Origin of the sequence: Barnesiella intestinihominis YIT 11860 (assembly GCF_000296465.1) — a bacterium.
Classification (GTDB): Bacteria; Bacteroidota; Bacteroidia; order Bacteroidales; family Barnesiellaceae; genus Barnesiella; species Barnesiella intestinihominis.
In genome coordinates, this window is sequence record NZ_JH815203.1 from 975,453 (window position 1) to 990,376 (window position 14,924).

Consider the following 14,924-nt stretch of genomic DNA (forward strand, 5'->3'; position numbering starts at 1 on the left):
CTCTGCGCTCTCCTTTCACTATATTTGTAGAATATCGGATGCGGTTCGGCATAGTCAAGCCGAAAATGAAATTTTCGTTTGCCTCTGCGCTCTCCTTTCACTATATTTGCAAAAGAACTTAGAAAATCTATATGGACAATTATATCGTTTCGGCACGAAAATACAGGCCATCGACGTTCCGTTCGGTCGTAGGACAAAAAGCATTGACTCAAACTCTGAAAAATGCGATCGACTCGAACAAACTCGCTCATGCTTATTTGTTTTGCGGCCCTCGCGGCGTAGGGAAAACTTCGTGTGCCCGTATTTTCGCTAAAACAATCAACTGTTTCCACCCGACCGAATCGGGAGAAGCCTGCAACGAATGCGAATCGTGCCGAGCTTTCAACGAACAACGTTCCTACAACATCATCGAGCTCGATGCCGCCTCGAACAACTCGGTGGACGATATACGCACGCTCATCGACCAAGTGAGGATACCGCCTCAAATAGGCAAATACAAAGTGTTTATCATCGACGAGGTGCACATGCTGTCGGCTGCCGCTTTCAACGCTTTCTTGAAAACGCTGGAAGAACCGCCGCACCATGCTATTTTCATTCTGGCAACTACCGAGAAGCATAAAATATTGCCCACGATTCTGTCGAGATGCCAAGTGTACGACTTCCAACGGATTACCACTACCGACATAGCCGAACATTTACAATATGTGGCTTCACAAGAGGGTATCACCGCCGAACCGGAGGCCCTGAACATCATCGCCCAAAAAGCCGACGGCGGTATGCGAGATGCTCTCTCGGTATTCGACCAAGTCGTCAGTTTTTCGGGCGGACACATCACCTATAAATCGGTTATCGAAAACCTCAACGTACTGGATTACGAGTACTATTTCAGATTAGTGGATGCTTTCTTGCAAAACAACGTACCGCAGGCGTTGATGATATTCAAAGAAATACGGGACAACGGTTTCGAAGCCCAATTTTTCATCGGCGGACTGAGCCGTCATTTCCGCGATCTGCTGGTCAGTAAAGACCCGGTAACCCTCCCCTTGCTCGAAGTGAGCGAATCGGTGGCCAAACGCTATGGCGAACAGGCGGAAAAATGTACCTTACCTTTCTTATACCGTGCGATGGAACTGAGCAATCGTTGTGATCTTGACTATCGCATAAGCAACAACAAACAATTTTTGGTGGAGTTGACTCTAATACAGATTTGCCAAATCACAAACCCTGTTACTAGCGCTCCCGAAAATCCCCCGTTGCAGAAGATAACGCCGGCTCCCAACGCCGGACAAACGGTAAGCCCAACGACCCAGACACCAAACACCACGACCTCTCAACAAACGGCAGGAACCACATCGGGAGTTACCCAGACTGCCGAACCTCAGGCTGCATACCGAGCCGCAACCATACGGCCTACAACTTTTAAACGGGATATTCCGGCAGCTCCGACGCAAACAAGAAAAGCGGCTCCCCCGACTCGTATCTCTATACATCAGAAACCGGCAGAATCTGTCGCAGAGGAAAACACATCGACCGTACAAACCGTACTCGATACACCATTCACAGCCGAAGCCCTTACCACAGCTTGGCTGGAATACGCCAAAACCATACCGACAGAAGTCGTGCTCGTCAATACGATGCAGAGTTGCCGCCCACAGCTCGTCGACCCCAAGAATTTCGTAGTGTCGGTCGATTCCCAAATTCAAGTGGACCACATCAACGAGCATTTCCACGAATTGATGTCTTTCCTACAAAATGCCTTGAAGAACAACCAGTTCTCCATGCAATTACGTATCAACCAACCGGGAGAGAAAGAAATTATTTTCAGTCCGAAAGATGTACTGATGAAGATGATCGAAAAGAATCCCGATATAAAAAACCTATACGACACGTTCGACCTCGAAATCGCTTGACCGTTTACGAGCAAAAGATACGGAAAGGAAAGAAAAAGGCAGCGGGACAACTCATGGAAAAATTAAAGCGGAATGCCATACTCATGCTTCACCTCGTCCATGACAAAAGTACTCATGAGCGACCCCATGCTCTCTATCGTACCTAATACATTGATAATAAACTCCTGATAATATTTCATATCGGGAGCATGTATTTTGAGCAGGTAATCGTAATCGCCCGAAATGTTGTAACACTCGGTCACTTCCGGGATTTCCCGGACGATGCGGGTAAACTCGGCGGCTATGTCCCGATTGAGCCTACGGAGCTTGACGCTACAAAAGACGACGAAACCCCGATTGAGCTTCGCAGGATCGAGCACTGCCACATATTTTTTAATATACCCGTTGGCCTCCAAACGTTTCACCCGTTCAAAGACAGGTGTAGGCGACAAATTAACTTTTGCCGCCAATTCTTTGGTTGTCAAGCGAGAATTGTTTTGTAAGACTCGCAATATCTGCAAATCGGTTTTATCCAATATTTCCATAGAATAGTATTCTTTCGGGGAAGTCCCCAAGATTACAAACGATATATTTACTCTAATAATATCGGCAAATATAGTTATATTTTCCATATTTATAAAAATTCTTGTTCGATATATCTACAATATATAGCTTTGTACAGGACAAACAAATAGATATTTCAATAAAAAAACGAACGATAATGGCACAGAAAAAATTGCATTTCGAGACCTTGCAGCTTCATGTAGGACAGGAACAACCCGACCCCACAACCGATGCAAGAGCCGTCCCTATTTATCAAACGACTTCTTATGTATTCCATAATTCGGCTCATGCCGCCGCCCGATTCGAATTGAAAGATGCCGGCAATATCTATGGCAGATTAACCAACCCGACCCAAAATGTACTGGAAGAACGTCTCGCCGCACTGGAAGGCGGAGTGGCCGCCCTTGCCGTCGCTTCGGGCGCAGCCGCCGTCACTTACGCTTTTCAAAACATTACTTGTGCCGGCGACCATATTGTCGCTGCCAAGACGATCTATGGCGGGACCTATAATTTGCTGGATCATACCCTACCTGCTTACGGCGTGACGGCAACGTTCGTCGATCCTGCCGACTTGTCGAATTTCGAGAAAGCCATACGTCCGAACACGAAAGCTGTTTTTATCGAGACTCTGGGTAACCCCAACTCGAACATCATCGACATCGATGCCGTAGCCGAGATAGCCCACCGCCACAACATACCGCTCATTATCGACAACACGTTCGGTACGCCCTATCTGATACGCCCTATCGAACATGGAGCAGACATCGTCGTACACTCGGCGACGAAATTTATCGGAGGCCACGGCACATCGTTGGGAGGTATAATCGTCGATTCGGGCAAATTCGACTGGACGGCTTCGGGTAAATTTCCCCAATTGAGCGAACCCGACCCCAGTTATCACGGTATCCGATTCACCCAAGCCGCCGGAGCAGCCGCATACGTCACCCGCATACGCGCCGTTATCCTACGCGACACCGGAGCAGCCATCAGCCCCTTCAACGCATTCCTGCTTTTACAGGGATTGGAGACCCTCTCCCTGCGCGTGGAACGTCATGTAGAAAACGCCTTGAAAGTAGTGGACTTTTTGTCCCGACACCCGAAAGTAAAACGGGTAAACCACCCGGCTTTGCCCGACCACCCCGACCATGCATTGTACGAACGGTATTTCCCACAGGGAGCCGGTTCGATTTTCACTTTCGAGATAAAAGGGGGTACAGAAGAAGCCCATCGTTTTATCGACAACCTGAAAATCTTTTCACTGCTCGCCAATGTCGCCGACGTGAAATCGTTGGTCATTCACCCGGCTTCGACTACCCATTCTCAACTTACCGACCAAGAAAAAGAAGAACAGGAAATTTTCCCCGGCACGGTGCGCCTCTCCATAGGAACCGAACATATCGACGACCTCATCGACGATTTGAAACAAGCGTTGGAAAAAGTATAATTATAAATCAAAATCATAACGCGCCGAAACGTCCCCGCCCGATATACGGGCAGGGACGTTTCAAGTCTTATATCACCCCTTTTCACGGGTATCAATCACACACCTTCACTTAAAAACCGTTCTTATTTTTTTACGAGAAGTATCACACAAGCAATAAATATGTTATCTTTGTAGTAAAGCCAAAATATTCTATCCCATACAAAAGGGGATAAAAATGTCGCTTTAAGTTTTTGAAAACACAAATACCGTAATCGATTCTTCACAAACCTATCCTCTTTTCGAGTTATGCCCGCTTTATATAGTTATCACAAAACACAGTTTAAAGAATAATTTATTTTAGAATCTACCGATATGACAAAGAAATCAATCATTGCAATAGTCGCAGGGATAGTCTTTCCCCTTTACGCCATAGCCGGACAGCCCTCAGCCCAAATTACTCACGGCCCCTATTTACAGAATCTGTCCGAAGATGAAGTAACAGTCGTGTGGACCACCGATAAGCCTTGCAAATCGTGGGTGGAATTTAGCAAAAAGGAGGCCGGGAAAAGTTTCTACTCCCAACCGCCACGAAAAGCCTATGCCTCACAAGACGGGTTATATTGTGTCGACACGCTGCACCGGGTGACGGTCAAAGGACTCGAAAAAAATACGACCTATTTTTACAGAGTATTGTCGCAAGAAGTGAAAGAATTGCGGGCCTACCGTCCTGTTATGGGTTCCGTAGTATCCACCGACATCTGGAAAAAACCGTTGACCTTCACGACTCTCGACAACCATCGAGAAACCCTGTCAATGGTTATGGTCAACGACATACATGGGAATAACGAATTGCAAAAGAAACTACTGGGCATGGCTCCGCCACAGGACTTCGACATGGTACTTTTCTGCGGAGACATGTGTAGCCACATCAACCGGCAAAACGACATATTTACCAGCTTCCTCAACACCTCCATCGAGTTGTTCGCTACCCAAAAGCCATTCGTGTACGCAAGAGGCAATCACGAAACCCGCGGAGCATATGCCCGCAACTTCTCCCGATACTTCGCCGGCCCCAACGGTAAATTCTATTATGCTTTCACCTATGGACCCGTTCGCTTCATCGTGTTGGACTGCGGTGAAGACAAACCTGACACCGATGTGGAATACTCTGGACTGATAGACTTCGACAGTTATATGCTCGAACAAAAGGATTGGCTGTCTCGGGAGATAGACAACCCAGAGTTCAAGAACGCCTCCTACCGTGTGGTTATCTCACATATGCCTTTCACGAAAGGCGGTTGGTACGGTTCCGAACGGCTGCGGGAACAACTACTGCCCTTATTGGAACAGGCACAAATAGATCTAATGTTGAGCGGTCACGAGCACGCATTCGGATTTACCGACAAAGGAAATGCGGCCTCCTTCCCCATCATCGTGAACTCGAACAACTCGGTATTGACCTTGTTTGCCTCAAACCATTCATTGAAGGTTCAAGTAAAACAGGAAGACGGAAAAATCCTGTTAGAAAAAGAATTTCAGAAACAATAATAATATAGTCATATAAATCAAACAGCCGGGGAAAATTTCCCGGCTGTTTGATTTACGTAACAGAACCTTTATTGCTGATTGAGCAAAAAGTGCTTGAAAGCGTTGAAGCCGACCGGCATAAGGATACTTTGTTTTTCGCCCTGCATAAAGACTTGCAGTTTTTCGGGAACCGAAATCGTCTCGCCAACAGCGGATTCGACCGTTTCGAGAAATTTAGCCGGATGTGCCGTTTCGAGACAGATACCTGTCTCGCCGGGCTGTAATCCGTCGACTAACGCCTGATAACCACAGGCTCCATGAGGATCGAGCAAGTATCGTTCGTTACGGAAAGTTTCGCTCATCGTTCGACGAATCTGTTCATCGGTGTAACTTACCCCGCTTACCTCGGCACAAATCGCATCGTGCGAGCCTCCGTACAAATCGAGTATTCGCGCGAAATTACTGGGATCACCCACGTCCATCGCATTAGCGATAGTGGCGACCGAAGGCCGCGGCGTATAAACTCCCGTACGCAGGTATTGCAAAAATACATCGTTGCGATTGTTGGCCGCAATGAACCGTTTCACAGGCAGTCCCATGCGTTTAGCCATCAAACCGGCAGTAATATTGCCGAAATTTCCGCTGGGCACACTGAACACGACTTCTTCGGGCTTCCCGACTAACCCGCACAACTGCGCATAGGCGTAAAAATAATAGAACGACTGGGGCAGGAAACGGGCCACGTTGATAGAATTGGCAGAGGTAAGATAGAGTTTCTCGTTCAGCTCCTTATCCATAAAGGCATTCTTCACCAATGCCTGACAATCATCGAATGTACCGCTCACTTCCAATGCCGTAATGTTGCGACCGAGTGTGGTAAACTGCTTTTCCTGTATCTCGCTGACTTTCCCTTGCGGATAAAGCACGAATACTTTTACACCCGGAACATCTAAAAATCCATTTGCCACGGCACTGCCCGTATCGCCAGATGTAGCTACCAACACATTGACCTGCCGCTCGCCCTCCTGTTTATTGAAATAGGCGAGTAACCGAGCCATGAAGCGCGCCCCCACATCTTTAAATGCCAACGTGGGTCCGTGAAAAAGTTCCAAACTATACCGGTTATCGGCCACCTTCACCAACGGAATATCGAAGTTGAGCGTCTCGTCGACAATCTCTTTCAATTTACCGGCTTCCACATCTTCCCCGAAAAAGGCCTCGGCCACGACAAAAGAAATTTCGCGCAAGGTCATCTCTTTCATATTTTGGTAAAATGCCGGGGGAAACCGGCGAATCACCTCAGGCATGAAAAGCCCCCTATCTGCTGCCAATCCTCTCACCACTGCTTCGCGGAGGGAAACCGGCGAAGTTTTTCTATTCGTACTGTAAAATTGCATCGCTCTTTTCTATTTTAATTTTTCCGAAAGAACTCTTTTATAAACTGCTCTCCTACCAGCACCCCATAAGCGCCGCCGGCTACATCGGACTCGCTGTACCGGGTGACTCCGTCGGGCTCCACCCCAGATTTGTAAATCACAAACGGGACAGGCTCGGCCGTGTGAGTGCGCAACCGGCAAGGGGTGGGATGATCGGGCAACAAGGCTATCGTCACCGAATCGTTCATTCGAGATACGGCATCAATGAGCGGTTTTAAAACCCGACGATCGAGATATTCGACCGTGCGAACTTTCAAATCGACATCGCCTTCATGCCCGGCTTCATCGCTGGCTTCGATATGCAAATATACAAAATCGTGCGTATGTAATGCCTCGATCGCCGCTTGAACTTTACCCTCGTAATTGGTATCATACAAACCGGTCGCTCCCTCGACTTCGACAGGCCGCAGACCGGCATATACCCCGATACCCCGAATAAGATCTACCGCCGAAATGACAACGCCGCTCTTTATCCCATAACGCTCGGCCAGTGTCTCCATACGGGGCTTATAACCGGGAGACCACGGCCAGATGCTGTTCGCCGGATCTTTACCTTCGGCGACACGCTTCCGATTGACCGGATGCGACGGCAGAATCTGTTGCGAACGCAATATCAACTCGTTCAGACGATCGGCTGTCGGAACGGCTTCGGGAACGAGGGAACGAACCATTACCTCACGAAAAAGCGTACCGGGAACATCGTGCGGAGGAGTACAGTCTACTCGCTTGTCTCCGCCTTTCAACTTCAACAGATGCCGATACGAAACGCCTCGAAAGAAATTGGCATCCTCACCTCCCAATTCTTTCTGTAAAAAATCGATTAATTCGGCAGCTTCGGCCGTAGAGATATGTCCTGCCGAATGATTCTTGATACGACCGTTTTCGATACAGACGAGATTACAGCGCATCGCCATCTCGCCCGACTCTATATCGACTCCCATACTCGCCGCTTCCAACGAGCCTCGACCCTCGAACACCCGGTCGAGGTCGTAACCCAATACCGACAAATTGGCGATTTCGCTACCGGGGTGATAACCATCGGGGACTGTCTTCAACAAACCACAACGACCATGAGCTGCCAACCAGTCCATAGCCGGAGTATCGGCCGCCTGCAAAGGCGTTCGTCCACCCAATTTCCCGATGGGTTCGTCGGCCATACCGTCGCCCAAAACAATGATATATTTCATAGGCCCTTTGTTTTTTATTTATTCTCATATATCTGCGACAGTCTTCCATTGTCGTTCCACTCGCCGTACATCTTGTTTCGACAAGTAAACCGGATAAATTTGTCCAAACGTCGCCGATACAAATCCGAATTATTTCTTTTCATTTGTATATTTCCTATTTTCACCCGCTTATAAAGCTCCGGAAACCGAGAGAAATTATCCATCGCCACAGGGTGTTTCCGCAGCTCTTCGACGATAATATCGTCTATCGTAAATTCCGTTTCAAGCAAATAGGGAAAAACCGCCCTTCCCGCATCAGTCATCGTCCCTTCCCGTTCGAGATACCTGAAACGAGCCTTGTTGAGCTCGGTCCAATTGCTTCCTTTTTTACGGGGAGTGAGCCGTTGCAACATCTTGTCGCCGACCCGCTTACAAGTAGAATCGATCCAGCCGAAACATAGCGCCTCATAGACAACGTCCAAATAGGGTAACCCGCAAGTGTGCACCCGATCGGAACGACAACACACTATCCAGACTTCATCGCAAGAATCGTGATTCTCGCTCAGCCAAGCCCGCAGCTGCTCTCTGGAACCGACATTCAACTCATTACTTATTTCCATGCTTCGCACTCGTTATAACCCTTATCGAATGTTGGCAATACCGATAATATCGGCAAAGACACCGGCGGCTGTAACTTCGGCTCCCGCACCATATCCTTTGATGACCATAGGATATTCCCGGTAACGCTCGGTAGTCAGCAATATGACATTGTTACTCCCTTCGAGATGGAAGAACGGATGAGCCGAATCGATTTCACGCAACCCCACCTCGACATCGCCGTGGTCGAGCGTGGCGACGAAACGGAGAACTTTACCCCGATCGGCGACTTGTCTACGATACTGTTCGAACTCGGCATCGTATTGCGGTATCGCTTTCCAAAAATCAGCAAGGGAACCTTTGAAATAGTCATCGGGGATAAAGAGCTTTTTTTTCACATCGCTCTGCTCTACCCTGTATCCAGCCTCGCGCGCCAAAATCACCAACTTGCGGATAACGTCCTGTCCGCATAAATCGATACGAGGATCGGGCTCGCTGTATCCGGCTTCCTGCGCCATACGCACAGCCCGGCTCAACGGGACATCGGCTCCCACCACATTGAAAATATAATTGAGCGTACCGGAAACCACTGCCTCGATTTTCAAGATCTTATCGCCGCTGTTGATGAGGTTGTTAATCGTGTTGATAATGGGTAGCCCCGCTCCAACGTTCGTCTCGAAAAGGTACTTCACATCACGCTTGCGAGCGGTCTGCTTCAATTCCCGATAGGAATCGTACGACCCCGAAGCAGCTATCTTATTGGATGCCACTACCGATACGTTGTGGTCGAGCAAAGTCTTATAAAGCGCGGCTATATCGGGACTTGCCGTACAGTCGACAAACACCGAATTGAAGATATTCATTTTGATAATTTCGTCCTTGATTTTTTCGGGCGAAGCAACCATTTCGGAACGATCGAGCAGCTCTTGACAATGCTCGACGTCAATACCTTCCCTATCGAAAAGACACTTACGCGAGTTGGCAATGCCCACTAACCGAAGCTGCAATGCCTTCGTTTCGAGCAACCGTTGCTGTTGCTTGCTGATTTGTTGCAACAAGTCCTTACCTACCGTACCCACACCTACAACAAAAAGATTGAGCACTTGCGACTCGGAGAGGAAGAAAGAATCATGTATGACGTTGAGCGCTTTGCGCAGGCTACCAAGTGCAATTACAAAAGATATATTGGTTTCAGAAGCCCCCTGCGCACAAGCTATCACGTTGATACCGTTACGACCCAAAACGTTGAACAGTTTTCCGGCAATACCGGGCGTATGCTTCATATTCTCGCCCACGATAGCTACGGTGGCAAGATCTTTCTCGGCTTCGATCGCACTGATTTCTCCGACAGCCATATCATGGCGGAACTCTTCGCGCAATACTTTCACCGCCAACTCGGCATCGGCATTGCGCACGGCAAATGTCGTATTGTTTTCGGAAGATGCCTGCGACACCAAAAAGACACTGATACCCGACTTTGCCAGCCGGTTGAATATACGTGAATTGATACCGATGACACCCACCATGCCCATACCCGACAAAGTGATGAGACACGTGTCGTTGATAGACGAAATACCCTTGATGGCCTTCCCCTCGGCATGCGAATTGTCCTCGGATATGAGGGTTCCGGGAGCCGAAGGATTAAAAGTATTCTTAATGAATATAGGTATATTTTTGTGAAATACCGGATAAATGGTCGGAGGATAAATAACCTTTGCACCGAAGTTGCACAATTCCATCGCTTCGACAAACGACAACCGCTCGATGACATATGCCGTATTGATTACCCGGGGGTCGGCTGTCATGAAGCCATCGACATCGGTCCAGATTTCGAGCTGCGAGGCATCGAGAGCGGTAGCCAAGATAGCTGCCGTATAATCCGATCCCCCACGCCCCAGATTGGTGACATCGCCATTGCTCTTGTCAGAGGCGATAAATCCCGGAACGACGGCTATACGAGGCAATGGATTAAAACCGGCTTTCACCAACCGGTTGGTCTCCTCGAAATCGACAATGTGTTTACCACACTGCATCTGCGTCTTAATGAACAGACGGGAATCGTAATGCTCGGCCCCGTCGATAACCCGGCTGACAATCAACGAGGAGAGACGCTCGCCGTAGCTGACAATCGTGTCGAGGGTCTTTACCGACAAATCTTTAATGAGAGACACGCCTTTGAAAATATTTCCCAACTCATCGAGCAACGGCTCTACGAGCGACAGAAGTTCGTCTCTCTTGCGCGAATCGACAGCACCATGTATCATGGCAATGTGCCTATCTACGATTTCACGAAAACCGTGTTCATAAGCATTACCGCCTTCCACTGCGATTTTGGCCGTGCCAATGAGTTTATCGGTTATTCCCCCCAGCGCCGAAACCACTACAATAACAGGCTCCCGACAACTCTCGACTATATGTTTGACACTCGACATGCTCTCTACCGAGCCGACCGACGTGCCTCCGAATTTCAATACTTTCATATCTGGTGAATTTCTATCGGTGTTACCTTCCCCAACCTATGGGGAATCATACACAAAGTTACAAAACTTAGTTAAAAGCCATACCCAATTACGGTAAATCGAGATAATGAAATAACGTCCTCCCCCCTAAGGGGTAGTACCCATAGCCGTAACCCCGAAGAAAAAATATGTTCTATATCGTAACCTTGTCATCAATATTATCATCTTTAAATCCTCTCAAACATGCAACAACCGAGGGATACAACCAAACTCTATCGACTGCCGCCCGATGTCATCTATTTTCTCTTTTATTGCAAAAGTAATCTATTTTTTATTTTTTGAATAAAAACAAGCACAAAATGATTTATAAAAATATCATTTCTTTTACAATTTTGTATTTTACAGACGTTTTTAAACGGCATTTTGAAAATGTCTTTTTGCCACATGAAAAGGGAGATAGCCGATAATAGGGAATATTTTGCCAAACAAAATGATATTTTCCCCCGCAAATGACTATTTTTGTACAACCAAACAAAAAAATGTGGCATACCCGACGCAACCGAATCCTATTCGTTTCAGTCCGTATCCACTACTTTTTGTAAAGAAATAAATCATTGATGTATGCCTGAAAATATAACATCGGTCCTTATCATTTACACCGGCGGAACTATCGGAATGGTAGAAAACAGCAAAACCGGGAGCCTCGAACCTTTTAATTTCCATCACCTTCTCGATAAAGTTCCCGAATTGCGACAACTTGGATTCTCTATCTCGACGGTACAATTCGAGCCCCCCATCGACTCGTCGGAAATAGAACCGGACTCGTGGGTAAAACTGGTACACATCATCGCCGACAATTACGACTTATTCGATGGATTTGTCGTCTTGCACGGAACCGACACGATGGCATACACAGCATCGGCTCTCAGTTTCATGCTCGAAAATCTGAACAAACCGGTTATTCTCACCGGCTCGCAACTTCCCATCGGCATGTTGAGAACCGACGGCAAAGAAAACCTGATTACCGCCATCGAAATAGCTGCCGCCAAGAATACCAATGGCGATCCTCTGGTCCCGGAAGTGTGTATCTTTTTCGGCAACCATCTGCTGAGAGGGAACCGTACAACTAAAATAAGTGCCGAAAGTTTCAGCGCATTCGTATCGACCAACTATCCTCCGTTGGCACAGGCGGGGGTACACATTCACTACGACGAAAACCAAATCGCCCGCACCACATCGAAACCTCTGCGTCCGCACTATTTGATGAATACCAACATCGTAGTACTGAAACTGTTCCCCGGCATATCGGAACAAACCGTGCGCTCCATTCTAAACATTCCGGGATTGAAAGGTGTCGTGCTCGAAACGTTCGGATCAGGAAACGCTCCCGTGAAGGAGTGGTTCCTCTACTTACTGAAAGAGGCCGTGGACAAAGGCATCGTTATCGTCAATGTGAGCCAATGTATGGGAGGAAGCGTACAAATGAGCCGATACGGAACCGGTTGCAAACTCGAAGACGTGGGCGTAGTGAGCGGTTATGACAGTACAACCGAAGCCGTACTCACCAAACTTATGTTCTTGTTCGGTCACCGCTATTCCGCCAAAGTCGTAAAAGAAAATATGAATCGCTCGCTAAGCGGGGAAATCACATTGACGTTGCATAATTAGGCCAAGTAAAAAACACCGAGACACAAGACAACCGAATCAAAAAGAAGCAACAATCATCGGCAATCGGTTTCAAGAAAACCGTTCGAATTTTTTGGACATAACAATAATTATGAACGGTATGGCAAGAGCGATAAGTAGCAACACACAGGTACTCAGCTCTATGATTTGCGCCACAGACAGCGTAATATAGAGAAAGAGCAGCATAACGAGGTTCTTGATATGACCTATCATACCCGACATGAGTTTGTATGCACCTGCCTTATCGGTTATTTTGCAGGGATAGTTATACCATTGAGGCCGACGTTGCAAAAGGGTGAGTAATCCATACAACGCCAAAGCGATGACAGGAAGAAGAACGATCGTCCACGTGTCGCCCCACGAATCTATCTCGCCCCGGACATTCCAGTGCAAAGGGACTTCTTCCTTTCCTCCGGTCATTACCCGAATGGCTACTCCAAAAGAAATCATAAGGAAGAGTATCGAGGGTATTTCTTTTATCTGCTTTTTCATGGCTTCAAGAGATTATTCTACCGCTCTATCTTTTCCCGCATTCCGGGCGTTGCCCAATAATCTATCCGGGTAGTATCGCTACCGTTTTGATAGAGAAACAGAGCCTCGACCCCCGGCAAAGAATCGACCAATGCCTTACTGCGTTCCAATCCCATAACCATAAAAGCGGTAGCATATGCATCGGCAGTCATACAGTCGGGAGCCATTACCGTCGCACTCAACAACGTGTGTTGTACCGGATAACCTGTTACGGGGTCTATCGTATGTGCAATCCGTTTTCCGTCCACCATACGATAATTGCGATAATTACCCGATGTAGCCAATCCGGCATCGGTTATCTGCACGATTTCTTCGATCGTTCCGGCTTCGCCATCGGCAATAGTGGGACGGTTCACCCCCACTCGCCACATTTTTCCTTCCGGATTTTTTCCACGGGCGAATACCTCGCCGCCTATTTCGACCATAAAATCATCGATTCCCTTATCGAACAATAACTGTCCTATCACATCGCAGGCATATCCTTTGGCTATGGCCGAAAAATTGAGAGTAATACAAGTATCGGACTTTAATACCCGATGATTTTCAAGAGCCAATTTATTCATACCCACTTGCCGCAACAGGCTATCGACCTGAACAGAATCGGGAATAACCCCTTTTTTAAAACCGAATCCCCATGCATTGACAAGCGGAGATACGGTAGGGTCGAACGTCCCACCCGTGCGTGTGTATATACGCTGCGAAGCATTGAACACATGCTCGAACCACCGGTCGGTCTCGACCGGTTCGTTGCGATTAACCCGCGAAATAATAGAAGTATCGTTAAACGGAGAAAGCGAAGCGTCGAATTGCAACAACCGGTTCTTGATTTCTTCGGACAACGATTCGGGATATTTATAGGTTATGTGGTAAAAAGTGCCGAATATCAGCCCCTCGTCATATCGATATGTGTTCTTGCCACAACGACGTATGGTACTTGTCGACAGAAACACGACCAAAAACAGAACGACCGCCCACCACGAACGAGCATATCTTTTATCCATAACCTCCTAAAAAAACAAATGTTCCAACAAGATTTTCACGCCTATCCCTATCAAGATAACTCCCCCGACGACCTCGGCAAAGTTATGTATACGGCGACCGAACTGACGACCAATATAAACCCCGACCAAAGAAAAGGCAAATGTGACACCGGCAATAACTATCGTGGGCGTAATCATCGTCATGTTGAGAAACGCAAACGAAATACCCACGGCCAAAGCATCGATACTCGTAGCCAACGAAAGACCCACCAACGTGCGCGTATCGGCAGGATCGATGCAACAGGGTTCGGACTCTCCTTTCCGGGGCCAGCCTTCATAAATCATTTTCATTCCCAAAAAGAGTAAAACGCCGAATGCTACCCAATGATCGTAGGCTTCTATATAATTCTTAAACCCAATGCCCAAAAACCAACCGATAAGCGGCATAGCTCCCTGAAAAACCGCCATAAAAGCGGCTATCTTCAAAACACGGGATAACGTAAAAGGCTTCAAAAGGACACCCGATGTCAACGACACGGCAAAGCTGTCCATGCATAACCCGACAGCCAAAACAAAAAGCTCGAATAATGACACTTGTTATTTGATTATGTTTCGGCGCAAAGTTATCGAAAAACAGCGGAATAATCGAAGAAAAATCGGCAATAT

Annotated in this window: 12 protein-coding genes; 4 read left to right on the forward strand and 8 right to left on the reverse strand. The window is 47.5% G+C overall.

Annotated features, from left to right (window positions below):
- The first annotated feature begins 131 nt into the window (after positions 1 to 131).
- Entirely contained in the window at positions 132 to 1,910 is a 1,779-nt protein-coding gene (locus tag HMPREF9448_RS03985; protein WP_008861306.1) for a DNA polymerase III subunit gamma/tau, read from the forward strand.
- Between the two features lie 62 nt (positions 1,911 to 1,972).
- Here the strand turns inward: HMPREF9448_RS03985 and HMPREF9448_RS03990 are convergent, their stop codons facing one another.
- Entirely contained in the window at positions 1,973 to 2,434 is a 462-nt protein-coding gene (locus HMPREF9448_RS03990) for an Lrp/AsnC family transcriptional regulator (RefSeq protein WP_040295957.1), read from the reverse strand.
- 176 nt (positions 2,435 to 2,610) lie between these two features.
- Here HMPREF9448_RS03990 and HMPREF9448_RS03995 point away from each other — a divergent pair, with 176 nt between their 5' ends.
- Both HMPREF9448_RS03995 and HMPREF9448_RS04000 read left to right on the forward strand, forming a co-directional pair.
- Positions 2,611 to 3,897: an O-acetylhomoserine aminocarboxypropyltransferase/cysteine synthase family protein gene (locus HMPREF9448_RS03995; RefSeq protein ID WP_008861308.1), complete on the forward strand. Its 1,287-nt coding sequence runs from the start codon at positions 2,611 to 2,613 to the stop codon at positions 3,895 to 3,897.
- Positions 3,898 to 4,248: 351 nt separating this feature from the next.
- Entirely contained in the window at positions 4,249 to 5,424 is a 1,176-nt protein-coding gene (locus HMPREF9448_RS04000; RefSeq protein ID WP_008861309.1) for a purple acid phosphatase family protein, read from the forward strand.
- Positions 5,425 to 5,492: 68 nt separating this feature from the next.
- Here the strand turns inward: HMPREF9448_RS04000 and thrC are convergent, their stop codons facing one another.
- From thrC to thrA, 4 genes are read right to left on the reverse strand one after another with little or no spacing between them, the layout of a single operon-like run.
- Entirely contained in the window at positions 5,493 to 6,800 is a 1,308-nt protein-coding gene (gene thrC / locus HMPREF9448_RS04005) for a threonine synthase (RefSeq protein WP_008861310.1), read from the reverse strand.
- A gap of 14 nt (positions 6,801 to 6,814) precedes the next feature.
- The gene (locus HMPREF9448_RS04010) at positions 6,815 to 8,026 is read right to left on the reverse strand and encodes a cofactor-independent phosphoglycerate mutase (RefSeq protein ID WP_008861311.1); all 1,212 of its coding nucleotides are present in this window, start codon (positions 8,024 to 8,026) and stop codon (positions 6,815 to 6,817) included.
- A 14-nt stretch (positions 8,027 to 8,040) separates the two neighbouring features.
- The gene (locus HMPREF9448_RS04015; RefSeq protein ID WP_008861312.1) at positions 8,041 to 8,625 is read right to left on the reverse strand and encodes a YdeI/OmpD-associated family protein; all 585 of its coding nucleotides are present in this window, start codon (positions 8,623 to 8,625) and stop codon (positions 8,041 to 8,043) included.
- A gap of 21 nt (positions 8,626 to 8,646) precedes the next feature.
- The gene (thrA, locus tag HMPREF9448_RS04020; protein WP_008861313.1) at positions 8,647 to 11,082 is read right to left on the reverse strand and encodes a bifunctional aspartate kinase/homoserine dehydrogenase I; all 2,436 of its coding nucleotides are present in this window, start codon (positions 11,080 to 11,082) and stop codon (positions 8,647 to 8,649) included.
- Between the two features lie 600 nt (positions 11,083 to 11,682).
- Here thrA and HMPREF9448_RS04025 point away from each other — a divergent pair.
- Entirely contained in the window at positions 11,683 to 12,729 is a 1,047-nt protein-coding gene (locus tag HMPREF9448_RS04025) for an asparaginase (protein WP_008861315.1), read from the forward strand.
- 69 nt (positions 12,730 to 12,798) lie between these two features.
- On the opposite strand, the gene HMPREF9448_RS04030 is transcribed toward HMPREF9448_RS04025, so the two are convergent.
- The 3 genes from HMPREF9448_RS04030 to HMPREF9448_RS04040 are packed head-to-tail and all read right to left on the reverse strand — an operon-like array spanning position 12,799 to position 14,852.
- On the reverse strand, positions 12,799 to 13,239 hold the full coding sequence (locus HMPREF9448_RS04030) for a DUF1648 domain-containing protein (RefSeq protein WP_008861316.1): 441 nt from the start codon (positions 13,237 to 13,239) through the stop codon (positions 12,799 to 12,801).
- A 17-nt stretch (positions 13,240 to 13,256) separates the two neighbouring features.
- Entirely contained in the window at positions 13,257 to 14,279 is a 1,023-nt protein-coding gene (locus HMPREF9448_RS04035; protein WP_008861317.1) for an FAD:protein FMN transferase, read from the reverse strand.
- Between the two features lie 6 nt (positions 14,280 to 14,285).
- Positions 14,286 to 14,852, reverse strand: a complete 567-nt coding sequence (locus tag HMPREF9448_RS04040; protein WP_008861318.1) for a manganese efflux pump MntP — start codon at positions 14,850 to 14,852, stop codon at positions 14,286 to 14,288.
- Positions 14,853 to 14,924: the final 72 nt, after the last annotated feature.